The 15,367-nt window shown below is 59.5% G+C and carries 13 protein-coding genes; 10 read left to right on the top strand and 3 right to left on the bottom strand.

The features are described from left to right. Positions 1-27: 27 nt before the first annotated feature. On the top strand, positions 28-2,847 hold the full coding sequence (gene polA, locus ACIO0C_RS20140; RefSeq protein ID WP_401314792.1) for a DNA polymerase I: 2,820 nt from the start codon (positions 28-30) through the stop codon (positions 2,845-2,847). A 333-nt stretch (positions 2,848-3,180) separates the two neighbouring features. On the opposite strand, the gene yihA is transcribed toward polA, so the two are convergent. Beyond that, complete coding sequence (yihA, locus tag ACIO0C_RS20135; protein ID WP_008064701.1) at positions 3,181-3,825, bottom strand: ribosome biogenesis GTP-binding protein YihA/YsxC; 645 nt, start codon at positions 3,823-3,825, stop codon at positions 3,181-3,183. 191 nt (positions 3,826-4,016) lie between these two features. Here yihA and ACIO0C_RS20130 point away from each other — a divergent pair, with 191 nt between their 5' ends. The 7 genes from ACIO0C_RS20130 (at position 4,017) to ACIO0C_RS20100 (ending at position 11,145) form a co-directional block, all read left to right on the top strand. Continuing rightward, the gene (locus ACIO0C_RS20130) at positions 4,017-4,307 is read left to right on the top strand and encodes a cytochrome c5 family protein (protein WP_272604122.1); all 291 of its coding nucleotides are present in this window, start codon (positions 4,017-4,019) and stop codon (positions 4,305-4,307) included. Positions 4,308-4,350: 43 nt separating this feature from the next. After that, positions 4,351-4,980, top strand: coding sequence for a c-type cytochrome (locus tag ACIO0C_RS20125; RefSeq protein WP_401314791.1), 630 nt, complete (start codon positions 4,351-4,353; stop codon positions 4,978-4,980). Between the two features lie 200 nt (positions 4,981-5,180). Beyond that, positions 5,181-5,822, top strand: coding sequence for a thiol:disulfide interchange protein DsbA/DsbL (locus ACIO0C_RS20120; protein WP_401314790.1), 642 nt, complete (start codon positions 5,181-5,183; stop codon positions 5,820-5,822). A gap of 14 nt (positions 5,823-5,836) precedes the next feature. Next, entirely contained in the window at positions 5,837-6,715 is an 879-nt protein-coding gene (locus ACIO0C_RS20115; RefSeq protein WP_272604120.1) for an endonuclease/exonuclease/phosphatase family protein, read from the top strand. Beyond that, positions 6,712-8,574, top strand: coding sequence for a GGDEF domain-containing protein (locus ACIO0C_RS20110; protein WP_401314789.1), 1,863 nt, complete (start codon positions 6,712-6,714; stop codon positions 8,572-8,574). Before ACIO0C_RS20115 ends, ACIO0C_RS20110 begins: the two co-directional genes overlap by 4 nt. Positions 8,575-8,679: 105 nt before the next feature. Beyond that, a complete protein-coding gene (locus ACIO0C_RS20105; RefSeq protein WP_008064694.1) occupies positions 8,680-9,459 on the top strand; it encodes an N-acetylmuramoyl-L-alanine amidase in 780 nt (259 codons plus the stop codon). Between the two features lie 75 nt (positions 9,460-9,534). Next, positions 9,535-11,145: an EAL domain-containing protein gene (locus tag ACIO0C_RS20100; RefSeq protein ID WP_401314788.1), complete on the top strand. Its 1,611-nt coding sequence runs from the start codon at positions 9,535-9,537 to the stop codon at positions 11,143-11,145. A 6-nt stretch (positions 11,146-11,151) separates the two neighbouring features. On the opposite strand, the gene ACIO0C_RS20095 is transcribed toward ACIO0C_RS20100, so the two are convergent. Both ACIO0C_RS20095 and algB read right to left on the bottom strand, forming a co-directional pair. Further along, positions 11,152-12,936 (bottom strand): KinB sensor domain-containing domain, encoded by a 1,785-nt coding sequence (locus tag ACIO0C_RS20095; protein WP_401314787.1) that lies wholly within the window; start codon positions 12,934-12,936, stop codon positions 11,152-11,154. Positions 12,937-12,946: 10 nt separating this feature from the next. Then, on the bottom strand, positions 12,947-14,293 hold the full coding sequence (gene algB / locus ACIO0C_RS20090) for a sigma-54-dependent response regulator transcription factor AlgB (protein ID WP_401314786.1): 1,347 nt from the start codon (positions 14,291-14,293) through the stop codon (positions 12,947-12,949). A 432-nt stretch (positions 14,294-14,725) separates the two neighbouring features. On the opposite strand from algB, the gene ACIO0C_RS20085 reads away from it, so the two are divergent. Together ACIO0C_RS20085 and ACIO0C_RS20080 are read left to right on the top strand one after the other, a co-directional pair. Next, a complete protein-coding gene (locus ACIO0C_RS20085) occupies positions 14,726-15,013 on the top strand; it encodes a hypothetical protein (RefSeq protein WP_401314785.1) in 288 nt (95 codons plus the stop codon). A gap of 71 nt (positions 15,014-15,084) precedes the next feature. Continuing rightward, positions 15,085-15,249, top strand: a complete 165-nt coding sequence (locus tag ACIO0C_RS20080; protein WP_003177151.1) for a DUF1328 domain-containing protein — start codon at positions 15,085-15,087, stop codon at positions 15,247-15,249. Positions 15,250-15,367 lie beyond the last annotated feature (118 nt).

The following is a 15,367-nucleotide window of genomic DNA, read 5'->3' as shown; positions in this document are numbered from 1 at the left end:
GACCCGCCGAAAAGGTTGATCCTGCTCATGAGCCAAGCCCCCCTCGTCCTGGTGGACGGTTCTTCTTACCTGTACCGCGCCTTTCACGCACTGCCACCGCTGACCACATCCAAAGGCCTGCCGACGGGTGCGGTCAAGGGCGTGTTAAACATGCTCAAGAGTCTACGCAAGCAGTATCCGGACAGCCCCTTCGCCGTGGTATTCGACGCCAAGGGTGGGACATTTCGCGATGACATGTACGCCCAATACAAGGCCAATCGGCCGAGCATGCCCGACGACATGCGCGTACAGATCGAGCCCCTGCACCAAAGCGTGATCGCCCTGGGCTTCCCGCTGTTGTGCGTCGAAGGCGTCGAGGCCGATGACGTGATCGGCACGCTGGCCCGCAGCAGCGCGGCGGCCGATCGCCCGGTGATCATCTCCACCGGCGACAAGGACATGGCGCAGCTGGTCGACGGCCACATTACCTTGGTCAATACCATGACCGGTAGCAGCATGGACGTAGAGGGCGTGAAGGAGAAATTCGGCGTCGTTCCCGAGCAGATTATCGATTATCTGGCGTTGATGGGCGATTCGTCCGACAACATCCCGGGCGTTCCGGGCATAGGCCCGAAGACCGCTTCCGGCCTGCTGGTTGGCGTGAACGGCGGCCTGACCGAGCTTTATGCACAGCTCGATATCGTCCCGACCCTGCCGATTCGCGGCGCCAAGACCCTGCCGGCCAAGCTCGAAGAGCACAAGGAGATGGCGTTCCTCTCCTATCAACTGGCGACCATCAAGGTCGATGTGCCGCTGGAGATTGGCCTCGACGACTTGCAAATGGGCCCGGAAGATCCAGCCAAACTCTACGAGCTCTATACCCTGCTGGAATTCAAAAGCTGGCTGAACGACCTTGATCGGGACGCCAAACGCCTTGAACTGAGCGCTGCTGCCTCCGCGCCTGAGCCGGTCGTCGATCTGTTCAGTGCCACCGAGGCCGAAGCCGAAGCCGAAGTGCCGGCGGCCACGTCAGAGGCCAGTTACGAGACTATCCTCGACCAGGCTCGATTCGACGTTTGGCTCGAAAAACTGAACAGCGCCAAGCTGTTCGCCTTCGATACCGAAACCACTGGCATCGACGCACAACAGGCGCAACTGGTGGGTTTGTCGTTTGCGGTGCAGGCCAACGAAGCGGCCTACATCCCGTTGACCCACTCCTACATCGGCGTGCCCGAGCAACTGGATCGCGACACCGTCCTGCGCGCCCTCAAGCCGATTCTGGAAGACCCGAACAAGCTCAAGGTCGGCCAACACGCCAAGTTCGACATGAACATCCTGGCCAACTGCGCCATTGGTGGCGATCAGGTAAACGGCATCACCGTGAGCGGAGTCGCTTTCGACACCATGCTTGAGTCCTATGTGCTCAACTCCACGGCCACCCGCCATGACATGGATAGCCTGGCGCTGAAGTACCTGGATCACACCACCGTGAGCTTCCAGGACATCGCCGGCAAAGGCGTGAAGCAGCTGACGTTCGATCAAATTGCGCTGGAGCAGGCCGGCCCTTACGCGGCCGAGGACGCGGACATCACCCTGCGCCTGCACCAGGCCTTGTTCGAGAAGCTGACCGCCATCCCGACCCTGGCCAGCGTGCTGACCGACATCGAGATGCCCCTGGTACCGGTGCTCGCACGTATCGAACGCCAGGGCGCGTTCGTGGATGCCGCCCTGCTGGGGGTGCAAAGCATCGAACTGGGAGACAAGATGGTGGCGCTGGAGCGTGAAGCCTTCGAGATTGCCGGTGAGGAATTCAACCTGGGCTCACCCAAGCAGCTCGGCGTGATCCTCTACGAGAAGCTCGGATTGCCGGTGCTGAAAAAGACCGCCAAGGGCCAACCGTCCACCGCCGAAGAAGTGCTGGCCAAGCTGGCCGAGGACGACTATCGGCTGCCCAAGGTGCTGATGGAATACCGCTCCATGAGCAAGCTCAAAAGCACCTACACCGACCGTCTGCCGGAACAGATCAATCCGCGCACCGGACGCATCCACACCTCCTATCACCAGGCCGTGGCGTCCACCGGGCGTCTCTCGTCCAGCGATCCGAACCTGCAGAACATCCCGGTGCGCACCGCGGAAGGGCGGCGCATCCGCCAGGCCTTCGTCGCTCCGAAAGGCTACAAGCTTCTGGCTGCCGACTATTCGCAGATCGAACTGCGGATCATGGCGCACCTGTCCCGCGATGAAGGCCTGATGAATGCCTTCCGCAATAACCTGGACGTGCACACCGCCACCGCTGCCGAAGTGTTCAAGGTCGAGCTCAACCAGGTCACCTCCGACCAGCGGCGCAGCGCCAAGGCGATCAACTTCGGCCTGATCTACGGCATGGGTGCGCAGAAGCTCGGCAAGGACATCGGCGTCGATACCAAGACCGCCAAGGCCTATATCGATACCTACTTCGCCCGTTACCCCGGCGTGCGTCAATACATGGATCGCACCCGCGCCCAGGCGGCGGATCAAGGCTACGTGGAAACATTCTTCGGACGGCGGCTGTACCTGCCGGAGATCAATTCCAACAAGCCGCAGGAACGTGCTGCCGCCGAACGCACGGCAATCAACGCGCCGATGCAAGGCACGGCGGCCGACATCATCAAGAAAGCCATGGTGGCCGTGGATGACTGGCTAACCTCGTCAGGCCTGGACGCCAAGGTCATCCTGCAGGTGCACGATGAATTGGTACTTGAAGTGCGCGAGGACCTGGTCGAACAGGTCAGCGCTGAGCTTCGCCTGCACATGAGCGAAGCGGCGAAACTGGATGTGCCATTGCTGGTCGAAGTCGGGGTGGGCAATAACTGGGATGAGGCGCACTGAGTGGAGACTCTGCTGCGGCATCATGTCGCGGCAGACCGCTCGCGGGCTGCTTAGTCCAAAAGGCGCTTGGGGTTATTCCAAAGCTTCTGAAAAAAAACTGAACTAATCCGGTCCCAGCCACTCAGATTTACTGAATGGCTGGTGAAGCCCTTCGATGCTCCTATGTTGTGTTAAGTGTTGGCAGATATCTGGACCCCGCCCTAGCGGTCTAGAACTTGAACCCCGGAACTTCCCCCTCCCCATAGAAGTCCGGGGTTTTTTTTGCCTGAAAAAAACTGGCTGATGCGATCATGCCGCACTGGCCTGACCGCTCCCCAGACAGCTTTTTCACGTTTACACAGTTACTTCGTCAGCGCCCTTGTCCGCCAGTTCCATCCAGCCTGCCAATACAGTGTAGGCGTCTTCCAGGCCCATGCGCTTCGGGGCCGAAAACAACTGGATCGTCACGGCATCGCCCCACCCCTTGCGAATTTCCGACTGCACCTTGAGCAGCGTGTTCTTGGCCGCGCCGTAGGTCAGCTTGTCCGCCTTGGTCAGCAAAATGTGCATCGGCATGCCAGCCGCAACGGCCCAATCGAGCATCAACAGGTCGAAGTCGGTCATCGGGTGACGGATGTCCATCATCAGGATCAGACCTTTCAAACTCTCGCGACCACCCAGGTAGGCTTCCAGGTGACGCTGCCAGTGTTGCTTGAGCGGGATCGGTACTTTTGCATAACCGTAGCCCGGCAGGTCGACCAGACGGCGTTCATCGTCTAGCTTGAAGAAGTTCAACAGTTGCGTGCGCCCCGGGGTTTTCGAGGTGCGCGCCAGGCTGGCATGGGTCAGGGTGTTCAGAGCACTGGACTTGCCGGCGTTGGAACGCCCGGCGAAGGCGACTTCAAAGCCCTCGTCATCCGGACATTGGTCGACTTTGGCGGCGCTGAGCATGAAGGTGGACTGTTGGCACAGACCGAGGATGGGATTCTTGAGTTGCATGGGATTTCCGATGTGGGCGGCGCCAGGAATGGGCGCGGCAAGCAGTGTCGCTTCCGTTTCAGTGACGCCAGTATATAATGCCGCAGATTTTGTGTGCGCTTTGTCCCGACGCAGGATGAAGTTCACGAGAGCGACGGACCTTGATTGCGCACTAGAACGCAGATCGCTCTCAACCCTGAAAAGGTCGTTTTATGACGAAATGGCTGCTAGTTGCCGGAGTCTTGATGCCGCTTTACAGCGCTCAGGCTACACAGGATCCGGAAACTGTGTACAACCGTGTTTGTGGTGCCTGTCATTCCGGCCAACTACCCATGGCGCCCCGCAAGGGCGATCAGGAAGCTTGGACGCCGAGGTTGGCGAAAGGTATGGAGACGCTGGTGCAACACGTGACCCAGGGTTTCAAGGCGATGCCGCCGCGTGGTTTGTGCATGGACTGCAGTGCCGAGGATTACCAAGCCATCATCCACTGGATGAGCGAGTAAACCCGGTCCATAACTTAACCCTTAGCCGTAGTTGGATTAGCTGATGAACAAATTGATCGTGAGTCTGCTGTTGACCGTGGGGATCTGCGGCATTGCCCATGCTGCAGGTGAGCCAGTCAAACCTGGTGACGCCGCCGCAGGCCAGGCAAAAGCCGCCGTATGTGGCGCCTGTCATGGCCCGGATGGCAACAGCATGGCGCCTAACTTTCCAAAACTGGCCGGCCAGGGTGAACGCTACCTGACCAAGCAGCTGCACGACATCAAGTCGGGCAAGCGCACCGTTCTGGAAATGACTGGCCTGCTGACCAACCTGAGCGACCAGGATCTGGCAGACATCGCCGCCTACTTCGCCAGCCAGAAGGGCAGCGTCGGCGCCGCCGACCCGAAAGTCGTGGCTCGCGGTGAAGCACTGTTCCGCGGCGGCGACCTGGCCAAGGGCTTGCCTTCGTGCACCGGCTGCCACTCGCCAAATGGCGCGGGCAACGCAGCGGCAGGCTTCCCGCACCTGGGTGGCCAGCACGCTCAATATGTCGCCAAGCAACTTACCGACTTCCGCAAGGAAGAAGGCGGCCGCAATAACGACGGCGATACCAAACCGATGCAAAGCATTGCCAAGAAGCTGAGCGACGAAGACATCGCCGCAGTGTCCAGCTACATCCAGGGCCTGCACTAAGACCGATACATCGGGCGTTGCGCAAGGCATAGAACCCTTGCAACGTTAACGCTCGATTAATCCGTCACAGCAAGTATAAAAAGGGTGGCTTTGGCCGCCCTTTTTTGTGGCCGCTGCCGTTACACTACAGAACTCAGGCCCGCCAAGACCTGTCTCAAATCAGGTCCCGCGAGGCGAAAAAATTTGTCCAGGAGTAAAGCATGCGTAATCTGATCATCAGCGCCGTTTTTGCCGCTGCCAGCCTGTTCGGCATGACTGCCCAAGCCGCTGAAGCCCCCGCCGCCCCTTATGTCGAGCTGAGCAATCCGGTGCCGGTCGCGGCGCCTGGCAAGATCGAAGTGGTGGAGCTGTTCTGGTATGGCTGCCCGCACTGCTACGCCTTTGAACCCGTGATCAACCCATGGGTTGAAAAGCTGCCTTCCGATGTTAATTTCGTGCGTATTCCGGCCATGTTCGGTGGTCCATGGGATGCACACGGTCAAATGTTCCTGACACTGGAAGCCATGGGTGTCGAACACAATGTTCACGCTGCCGTGTTCAATGCGATTCAGAAAGAACATAAGAAGTTGACCGATCCAGCAGACATGGCTGACTTCTTGGCTACCCAGGGTGTGGACAAAGACAAATTCCTGGCCACTTTCAACTCCTTCGCCATCAAAGGCCAGGTCCAGAAAGCCAAGGATCTTGCCAAGAAATATGAAATCACCGGCGTACCAACCATGATCGTCAACGGTAAGTACCGTTTTGACATCGGCTCTGCCGGCGGTGCCGAACAAGCCCTGCAACTGGCCGATAAACTGGTCGACCAAGAGCGAGCGGCTCACAAGGCTGCCGCCAACTAAGCGAGGCGCCTGCCATGCGCCGCTGGGGAACTGAACGCATCGTTGGCCTGCATGATCCGCGGGTCAACGAGCATCACCTGGAATCGACGGGCCTGCCCGCAGACAGCCGTCTGCGCTTGCTCAGCTTCAATATCCAGGTCGGTATCAGCACCGAGCGGTATCGGCATTACCTGACCCGGGGTTGGCAACATCTGCTGCCGCACACCGGGCGTGCCGACAACCTGCAAAAGATCGGCAACCTGCTGGGCGACTTCGACCTGGTCGCCCTCCAGGAAGCCGATGGCGGCAGCCTGCGTTCAGGCTACGTCAACCAGGTCGAACACCTGGCCCAGCTCGGCGCCTTTCCCTACTGGTATCAACAACTCAATCGCAATCTTGGTCGCCTCGGCCAGCACAGCAACGGTGTGCTCAGTCGCCTGCGTCCATGGGCGATCGAGGACCATCCTCTGCCAGGGCCGAAGGGTCGCGGAGCGATTCTGGTGCGCTTCGGCGAAGGCCCGGAAGCGTTGGTGGTGGTCATGATGCACCTGGCACTGGGCGCTCGAGCCCGCAGCCTGCAACTGGCTTACATCCGCGAAGTCATCGGCGGTTACAAACACCAGGTGCTGATGGGCGATATGAACACCCACGCCAGTGACCTGCTGCAACACTCCCCATTGCGCGACCTTGGGCTGCTGGCCCCGCAAATGGAGGCGACGTTCCCCAGCTGGCGCCCGCAGCGTTGCCTGGACCATATTCTACTGAGCCCGAGCCTGACCCTTGAAAAGGTCGAGGTGCTGGCACAACCCATTTCCGATCACCTGCCGGTCGCGGTAGAGATTCGTCTGCCGGGTTCGCTCACGGCCGATGCATTGCCCGCGTTGAGTCCTGCCCCTCGCGGATCCCATGAATGAGCGACGAAGCACAGCGCTGGAAAGAGAAGTACCTGCAAAGCATCGAACAACAGGAAAAGCTCGAACGTCGCTGGGATGCCCGGCTCGACCTGCTGCGCCGGGGTCTGGTGCGCAGCACGCTGGCAGCGGAAGGCACCGACCGCGTCGTTGACCAATGCATGAAGGAGATGCGCGAAGTCGTGCGCACCGACGACATGGACGCCGGTCTCGCCGCCCTACTACCACGCCTGGAAAAAGCCGTACTCGATTCCGAGCAGCGCCGGGAAACCCGGGTCAACCAGACCAGCGCCGCACTCACCGCACTGGTCACGCAGCTGCAAACATTGCCGCTGCCCCGGGAAGTGAGTCGTCCCCTCAAGCACTTCGCCAAGCAACTGGACAGTCGCGTCAGCCAGGCGCGCGAGATCCCGTTGCTGCTCGGCGAGCTGAGCGGACTGCAAGGCAAGGCCTTGAGCCAGCTGGAGAGCCCGTCGGAACCTGAACGCCCGGGCCTGTTGCAGCGACTGTTCGGTCATCGTGACGCCGAAGACACGACCGCGTCCGAGCTACTTGTCGCACAAGCAGGCGAAGCCGTATGGGCATCCTCGCCAGTCATGGCCGAAGCCGATACGCAGCACTCCGAGATACAGCCCGCACCTGCCGTTGCAGCCACCATCCAGGCTGAACCGGCAGTCAATCCCGACGAATTGAGCCCGGTGGTGCCGCTCGACACCCTGCCGCTGCCCTCGCCCATGGCCCAGGTCCTGGCTGCCATCGATCCGCAGCAACCCGAGCAGGACATGCTCTACGCCCTGCCCGACTCGCCCGAACCGTCCTACAGCTCGGTGGCCAAACACATCGAAGACACCTTGTTGGGCTTGCTTGACGACCTGACGGTACCCGAGCGTCACCGTCCACAAGCCGAATCAATGCGTGAACGCCTTAAAAATGGCTTGAACTGGTACGAGTTGCTGCCGATTCTCGACGATCTTGCAACTTTAATGCTGGCAATCTCCGACGGTGGCCAACACGAGTTCGAAGCCTATCTGCAGAAGCTCAACGAACGCCTGGAATCGTTCCAGAGCAACTTGCTGGCCGCCAGCGCCGGGCATGCCGACAGCCGATCCGCCGCCCATGCAATGGACACGCAGATTCGCGAACAGGTCGACGGCATGCAGAGCAGCATGCAGGAGGCAGCCGACCTGGATGATCTCAAGCACGTGCTGGAAAACCATCTGGAAGGTTTGCTCGGCACCATGGACCAGCACCGCCAGCAGCGCGACGAGCGCGAGCAGGAGGTGGCGGCCCGCCTTCAAGGCCTGGCCGAACGAGTTGCGCACATGGAACAGGAAGCCCAAGGCTTTCGTGAGCACCTGGAAGAGCAACGCCAGAAAGCCTTGATCGACCCGCTGACCGGCCTGCCCAATCGCGCGGCCTGGAGCGAGCGCCTTGAGTATGAGATCGGCCAATGGCAGCAGCACGGCAATACGTTGATGCTGGCCATGCTCGACCTCGATCACTTCAAGCGCATCAATGATAATTACGGGCACCTGGCGGGCGACAAAGTCTTGAAAATCATTGCCAGTGTGCTGCGCAAGCGCCTGCGCACGACGGATTTCATTGCGCGGTTTGGTGGCGAGGAATTTGTCCTGCTGATGCCATCCACAGTCCCGGCGAACGGCATGAAATTCCTGGAAACCCTGCGCGCCGCCATCGAAGCCTGCCCTTTTCACTTCAGGGGTGAACCGGTGACCGTCACCCTCTCCATAGGACTGGCGGCGTTCAGGCCCGGTGAGCACTGGGATGTGGTGCTCAAAAGAGCTGATCAGGCGCTTTACCGTGCAAAAAATGCCGGGCGCAACAGGGTGGAGCTGGGCTGAGCGCTTTGTCGCTCCATTTAGTTCAATTCGTTGCGATGGCCCAACACGCGCAAGACAGTACGTTACACTGTTGCATTACTGTCTCTAGCGTGTTGGCTTCCCTCCATGAAATATCTTGCTCTCATCGTGTCGCTGATCCTGCTGGCCGGCTGCGCCAGTGGCCCGCGCTACGACACTAGCCATGCTTCGCCCAATCACGACAGTCGTATTCAGTTCGTCGTGCTCCACTACACCAATGCATCGCTGGAGCGCTCGCTGCAACTGCTGACCCATGGCGAAGTCAGCAGCCACTACCTGATCGGCGACGACAAAAAGGCGACCATCTACAAGCTGATGGATGAAAACCTGCGGGCCTGGCACGCCGGGGAAAGCCAATGGCAAGGCAGGACGTGGATGAACTCCAGTTCCATCGGCATTGAAATCGTCAATCCGGGCTTCAAGGACACCCCGACCGGGCGCCTGTGGTACCCCTACTCTGAAGCGCAGGTCGAGTCCCTGATCGTCCTGCTCAAGGACATCAGCCAGCGCTACGCAATCAGCCCTCGCAGTATTGTCGGCCATAGCGACATCGCGCCCTTGCGCAAGCTTGATCCGGGGCCTCTGTTTCCCTGGAAGCGCCTGGCTGAACAAGGGATAGGAATATGGCCGAACGAGCAAGCCGTAGCCCGCCAGCAACCCCGGTTCGAAACACAGCTGCCGAGCATCAGCTGGTTCCAGGCACAACTGGCACGCGTCGGTTATGACACGCCGCAAACCGGCGAACTGGATGTCGCTACCCGCCATGTGCTGGCGGCCTTCCAGATGCATTTCCGCCCGTCGCGCTTTGACGGTACGCCAGACGCACAAACGGCAGCGCTGCTTCAGGTTTTAAATCAGACAAAATAATGACGATCGCCCGACGGTCAGCGCATTTCTCAAATAGCAGCTATAACTCATTGGTAATCCGTCGGATATTCCATAATGACTGTTGCTCGAGAGACACTTCGCAGCTGGTTCTATCGCCCTTGGTTTCTGGCGATGCTGGCTGCTGTCTTGAGCGCTACGTTGATGATGGCCGGAAGCTACTTCGTTGCCATTCACCAGGTTGAGCAGAACGAAAGCTGGGAAATGAACGCCCAGGGTGAACGTTTTCTCGCTCGTCTGGAACAACTGTTCGGGCAGTTGCGCGAAAGTCTTGACGACCTGGAAGCCCAGCCGTTGCGTAGCTGCGATGACGACATGATCGCGACTTTGCAGCAGGTCACCTTCAATTATCGCTTCGTCTATGAGGCCGCCTACATGGACGCCTCGCGAATCTGTTCCAATCGTCCGCGCCAGGAAGGCTTGTCATTGATACGCCCACCGGACATCCAGGGCCCCACCTACAGTTACTGGCTGAATACCACCACTGAACCCGATGAAAACCGTGCCGCGCTGATGCTTGGACGCGGCAATTTCCGGGTTGCGACATCTCGCGGCCATTTGACCGACATGGTTGACCTTTCGCCGGGAAGCAGCCTGCTGGTGGTACTTGACCATGGCACCCGGGCAATTCCGGTACTGGGCGTCTCGCAAGCCTGGCCACCGAGCCAATGGCCGCCAAAAACCCGCGATGCGCTGCAAGTCACCCAGACACGCTTGATTTACCGCATGCCCACCGACAACCCGGAATACCAACTGGTGCTGATCAGCCCGCGCAGTGGCACCCATATACCGCCCGTTTGGTGGTGGTTGTTGCCCGCGTGCCTGCTATTGGCACTGTGCGTGGGCTTCCTGGTGTTTTTGCTGGTGCGCCAGCGCCAGTCACTGGACGCGGAGCTGACGGGCGCCATCCGCCGAGGTGAGTTGCAGGTGCTGTATCAGCCGATCTTCGACCTCGACAGCCGCAACTGCGTCGGGGCCGAAGCCTTGCTGCGCTGGCGAAGGCCGGATGGCACCCTGACCAGTCCCGACCTCTTCATCCCGATGGCAGAGAACACCGGGCAGATCCGCCAGATGACCGACTTTGTCCTGCAACGCCTGCTTGAGCAACTGGGGCAACTGCTGCGGGCCAACCCGCAGTTGTACATCTCGGTCAACCTGGCAGCCTGCGATGTCATGATCCCGCGGATCGGCCAAGTGATGGCTCGCTTGTTGACCCTGCACCGGGTCGCGGCCAAGCAGATTGCCTTCGAAGTCACCGAGCGCGGATTGATCGATGTGGTGGTGGCCCGGGAAAACCTGCAAGCCTTGCGGGATGTCGGGCATCAGGTACTGATCGATGACTTTGGCACCGGCTACTGCAGCCTCGCCTACCTGCAAACCCTGCCGGTGGATTGCCTGAAGATCGACAAGGCTTTCATCGATGCGCTCGGCCATGACGCGGCGAGCAGCGGTGTGGCGCCGCATATCATTCACATGGCCCAGTCACTGCACTTGAAGGTGATTGCCGAGGGTATCGAACATGAAGCCCAAGCGGCGCTGCTGAGCAGTGAGGGGGTGAGGTTCGGCCAGGGCTGGCTGTTCGCGCATGCATTGAGCGCGGTGCAGTTCATTGAGCTGATAACCCGAGGCCGCCGACTGGCCGGTCGACGCCTGGATGACGAAGCGTAAAAACGCTTACACGGTCAACGTCATATAGAACTGAGTACCCTGCCCCGGTCGTGAGTAAACGCCCATCCGCCCACCGTGCAGTTGCACGATTTCCTTGCACAACGCCAGACCAAGCCCCGCCCCGCCTTTCTTGCGGCCAACCTGGACAAAGGGCTCGAAGATCCGGCCCTGCTGCCCATAGGCAATGCCTTCACCGTTATCTTCGACGCTGATGATGACCCTTTCCCCATGGCGCCTGGCTTGCAAACGTATCAATCCGCCGCTGGCGGTATGACGCAAGGCATTATCGATCAGATTGTCGAGCACTCTGTCCAGTTGCGGCTGATCGGCTTGCAACCGTGGCAAGGGTCCCTGGACTTCCACCAACAGCTCGACGCCCTTCTCTTGCGCACCGTCGCTAAAGCGAATCTGCGCTTGTTCCAGTAAATCCTCGATGGAGCACGGCGCCAGGGTGAGTTTCTGCAAGCCGTTCTGGTAGCGGGAGAAGTTCAGCAAGTCGTTGATCAGTTGCATCAGCCGCTGCATTTCTTCGTTTACCGTGTCCAGCAGGTCCGCTTCCCGGGACTCTGGCGGGAAATGCGCGCGCTCGCGAAACAGGCCAAATGCCATGTGCATGCCGGTGACGGGCGTGCGCAGTTCATGGGACGCCCGCAAGACGAACTCGCTACGCACCCGTTCGAAGGCCCGCTGTTCAGTCACATCGTGCAGTACCATCACCGCACCGAGGATGTGCCCCTGGGTATGGATGACCGGTGTCAGGCTATAACTCAGCAACCGCGTCTCGCCATCGACCTCGATACTCAGGTCATCCGGCATACGCTCCAGCGTACCGCCACGCAGTACCAGCTGCAGTTGTTCATCGAGTTCGGGATGCTCCAGCGCTTCCCCCAGGCCTCGCCCGAATCGATCGGTGTCCCAGCCCAGCTGACGCTGCGCTACGGGGTTGAGGTGTTCCAGATGCCCCTGGCGATCGATCATCAGCAAGCCATCGTCGATGCCGTCCAGCACCGCCTGCAAACGCTGCTGCCCCGCCAGCAGCTCATCGACGTTGGTGGCCTGGTGTTCGCGCAGCGCCTCGGCCATGATCCCGAATCGCCGGGTCAGCTGATTCAGCTCCACGGCCGAGGATACCGGCAGCGTAACGTCGAAATTACCCTGGCCAATATGATCCGCCGCCTGCGCCAGGGCCTCGATGGGCTCACCGAAACGCCGGGCGATAGCGTGCGCGGTGACGAAACCAATGATCAACACCGCCAGCCCGACCAGGCCAAGCAACCCGGCGATCAGCAGCGCACGCTCGCGGGCCTTGCGTTCGACGGTACTGATGTCATCCAGCGCCCGCTTGTGTTCGGCAATCAAGCCATTGCGCAGCAGATTGAATTTTTCGGTCAGCTCATCGTTGCCGCTGAGCACACGCGTCGGGTCTGCGGAGACTTCATACGCACCAATGAAGCTCAAATAGTCGGCCTTGGCCTTTTTGAAGCCGTGGTTTTCACCCGGTGGCTCCTGGGCGATACCTTCCTCGAGCAGCTCAAGGTAACGCTGCCTGGCCGCGTCGAAGGCCGCCGGATCGTTCTTTTCGCTGAGCATGATGAGCAACTGATCGCCCAGCGTCTGCCGCAACTTGAGCCCCAGATCCAGAGTGACAAAGTTGTTGCGCACCAGCGCTTCCTGGCTTCCGGCCATCTGCAACACACTGACAAGACCGAGCAGAAGCCCAAGCAGTGCGACGGTTATCAGCGCGGAAATGCTGAGAAACAGCCGGGTCTGCAACTTCATCGCCAGTTTCATCGCCGCGAACTCACAGGTTGTACTGCTTGCGCTTGCGATACAGCGTCGACGCGTCGATCCCCAGGGTCTTGGCGGCTTGATCCAGCGTACCCGCGGTGGCGAGGACGGCACCGATATGGGCCTTTTCCAACTCATCCAGGCTTAATGGGGCTCCGATACGCGGGGCGTTATTGATCGGTGCTTCGGCCATGCCCAAGTGGCTGATCTCCACCCGCTCCTGCGGGCAAATAATGCTCGCGCGCTCCACCACGTTACGCAGCTCGCGAATGTTCCCGGGCCAGCGGTAACCCAGGAGCGCCTCACGGGCTTCGTCACTGAAACCCCGTGCGGGACGCGCGTATTCCTTGACGAAACGGGCCAGAAACCGGTCAGCGAGCGTAAGAATGTCTTCCCGACGCTCGCGCAATGGCGGCAGGTGCAGCGTAATGACATTCAGGCGATACAGCAGGTCCTCGCGGAAACGGCCGTCGCGCACCATGTCTTCGAGATTCTGGTTGGTGGCCGCAAGAATGCGCACATCGGCCCGACGGGTGACCGGGTCACCCACCCGCTCGTACTCTTTGTCTTGAATGAAGCGCAGCAACTTTGGTTGCAAAACCAAGGGAAAATCGCCGATTTCGTCGAGAAACAACGTACCGCCATCGGCCTGGTTGACGCGCCCCAGGGTGCTTTCGCTGGCGCCGGTAAAAGCACCCCGGCTGTGCCCGAACAGCTCGCTTTCCATGAGCTCCGCCGTCAGCGACGGACAGTTGATGGTGATACAGGACTTTTTCGAGCGCTTGCTCCACCCATGAATCGCCTGGGACAACTCGCCTTTACCGGTGCCGGACTCGCCAAGGATCAGGATGTTGGCGTCGGTTATGGCCACCTGACGGGCAGTCTCAAGCACGACCTTCATCGCCGGGCTGTGGGAGTCCAGGCCGTCCTTGGGTTTACGTACCTCACCTTCCAGCGCCTCTAGACGTGCCGACAATTGCCGCACTTCCAGTTGTTTGGCCGTGGCCAGGCGCAACTGATCTGGGCTGCAGGGCTTGACCAGATAGTCGGCGGCACCTGCCTGAATCGCATCCACGGCAGTGTCTACGGCCGAATGCGCGGTGACGATCACCACGCGCATCCATGGGGCCTGGATGCGCATTTGCGCCAGAACGTCCAGGCCGTTGTCCTCTCCCAGGCGCAAATCCAGGAAGCACAGGTCGAAGACCTGACGCTGCAGCAAGGCTTCCGCTTGCGCAGCGCTGTTAGCGGTCGCCACGCTGTAGCCTTCATCTTCAAGGCAATAACGGAAGGTTCGCAGGATGGCAGATTCATCATCCACCAGAAGAATGCGGCCTTGATGCTCAGTGGCGGATTCCATTTTCCTACGCTCCTTAATGAATGATCTTGGTTAGTCCCGGAAAAATCGGGCAAGTTGCATGGTTTATTCTGATCCATTCCTGCCTTAGCAGGGTAGCTAACTCCTGTCCCCTCGCTGGAGCACCCGCAATTGCGCTTGCTCCAAAGGAAACCCCTTATCAGAGATGCCTTGCGTCCATTTCTGACAGCCGCGCCCTCCTCTCAATTCAAAAATATTGCGATCTCTTTCCGATGAGTCGTGCATTACGCACGACGGTGCGAGGGCTCATCGTGCAGGATGCGTCGGGCCATATTCTCCGCATAAGCATAACTATCTGTTTTTTAACGATTTTATAAAGAAAAAAAGCTGGCATGCAGGCTGCAATAACCTGATTAACGCAGGGCAACAACAAATGCCCTCAACCGATTTCCCCAGCGTGGGAGGAGCTTCAGGATGAATCGCCAACGTGCCGCCCAATTGCATCTCTCGCCACTGCATGTTCAGCAAGGCCTGTTTGCGGTACTTGCACTGGTGATCACCTTGATCGCCGGTCAACAGTTTCTTCTGTGGGAACAGAGCAAGCAGCCAGAAGCCCCGCAAGTTTGGTTTGAGCATCCGACCCAAACCCAATTCAGCGCGGCGGGCAGCGGTTTGGTAGATAACACTCCCATGCGAATGATGGACGTCGACCAGGCCCAGCCGGCCAATGAGATGCCTCGTCAGGAACGCTGGGTGTTCTGAGCACATCGACTTGGTGCGCTCGACGCGCCGGGAAAGCAATACCTCAAAATAGAAGCGTAAGGAGAATCACCATGTTGAGCTGGGCAATCACGTTCTTGATCATTGCCATCATCGCTGCAGTATTGGGCTTCGGTGGTATCGCGGGCACCGCCACGGGTATCGCCAAGATTCTCTTTGTCGTGTTCCTGGTGATGTTCATTGCTTCCTTCTTCTTTGGCCGTCGTGGACGAGGGTGAACAAACATGAGCGTTTCGCTATAGACACTCGCAGCCGCCCTGCTACCGGGCGGCAATGCAATGGCAAGCGCAGATCCGAAGTAGTAATGAATTCAAGACGCGAAAGAGGCCCATCGCT

This window comes from Pseudomonas sp. NPDC087336, assembly GCF_044744285.1.
GTDB lineage: Bacteria > Pseudomonadota > Gammaproteobacteria > Pseudomonadales > Pseudomonadaceae > Aquipseudomonas.
The sequence above is the reverse complement of the archived record's forward strand: the minus strand, read 5'-3'. Positions and strand labels throughout refer to the sequence as shown.

What these genes read in the sequence shown, in the direction of transcription:
- polA (WP_401314792.1), top strand. Translation starts at nt 28, where the DNA reads ATGAGCCAAGCCCCCCTCGTCCTGGTGGACGGTTCTTCTTACCTGTAC.
- yihA (WP_008064701.1), bottom strand. Translation starts at nt 3,825, where the DNA reads ATGCAACTCAAGAATCCCATCCTCGGTCTGTGCCAACAGTCCACCTTC.
- ACIO0C_RS20130 (WP_272604122.1), top strand. Translation starts at nt 4,017, where the DNA reads ATGACGAAATGGCTGCTAGTTGCCGGAGTCTTGATGCCGCTTTACAGC.
- ACIO0C_RS20125 (WP_401314791.1), top strand. Translation starts at nt 4,351, where the DNA reads ATGAACAAATTGATCGTGAGTCTGCTGTTGACCGTGGGGATCTGCGGC.
- ACIO0C_RS20120 (WP_401314790.1), top strand. Translation starts at nt 5,181, where the DNA reads ATGCGTAATCTGATCATCAGCGCCGTTTTTGCCGCTGCCAGCCTGTTC.
- ACIO0C_RS20115 (WP_272604120.1), top strand. Translation starts at nt 5,837, where the DNA reads ATGCGCCGCTGGGGAACTGAACGCATCGTTGGCCTGCATGATCCGCGG.
- ACIO0C_RS20110 (WP_401314789.1), top strand. Translation starts at nt 6,712, where the DNA reads ATGAGCGACGAAGCACAGCGCTGGAAAGAGAAGTACCTGCAAAGCATC.
- ACIO0C_RS20105 (WP_008064694.1), top strand. Translation starts at nt 8,680, where the DNA reads ATGAAATATCTTGCTCTCATCGTGTCGCTGATCCTGCTGGCCGGCTGC.
- ACIO0C_RS20100 (WP_401314788.1), top strand. Translation starts at nt 9,535, where the DNA reads ATGACTGTTGCTCGAGAGACACTTCGCAGCTGGTTCTATCGCCCTTGG.
- ACIO0C_RS20095 (WP_401314787.1), bottom strand. Translation starts at nt 12,936, where the DNA reads ATGAAACTGGCGATGAAGTTGCAGACCCGGCTGTTTCTCAGCATTTCC.
- algB (WP_401314786.1), bottom strand. Translation starts at nt 14,293, where the DNA reads ATGGAATCCGCCACTGAGCATCAAGGCCGCATTCTTCTGGTGGATGAT.
- ACIO0C_RS20085 (WP_401314785.1), top strand. Translation starts at nt 14,726, where the DNA reads ATGAATCGCCAACGTGCCGCCCAATTGCATCTCTCGCCACTGCATGTT.
- ACIO0C_RS20080 (WP_003177151.1), top strand. Translation starts at nt 15,085, where the DNA reads ATGTTGAGCTGGGCAATCACGTTCTTGATCATTGCCATCATCGCTGCA.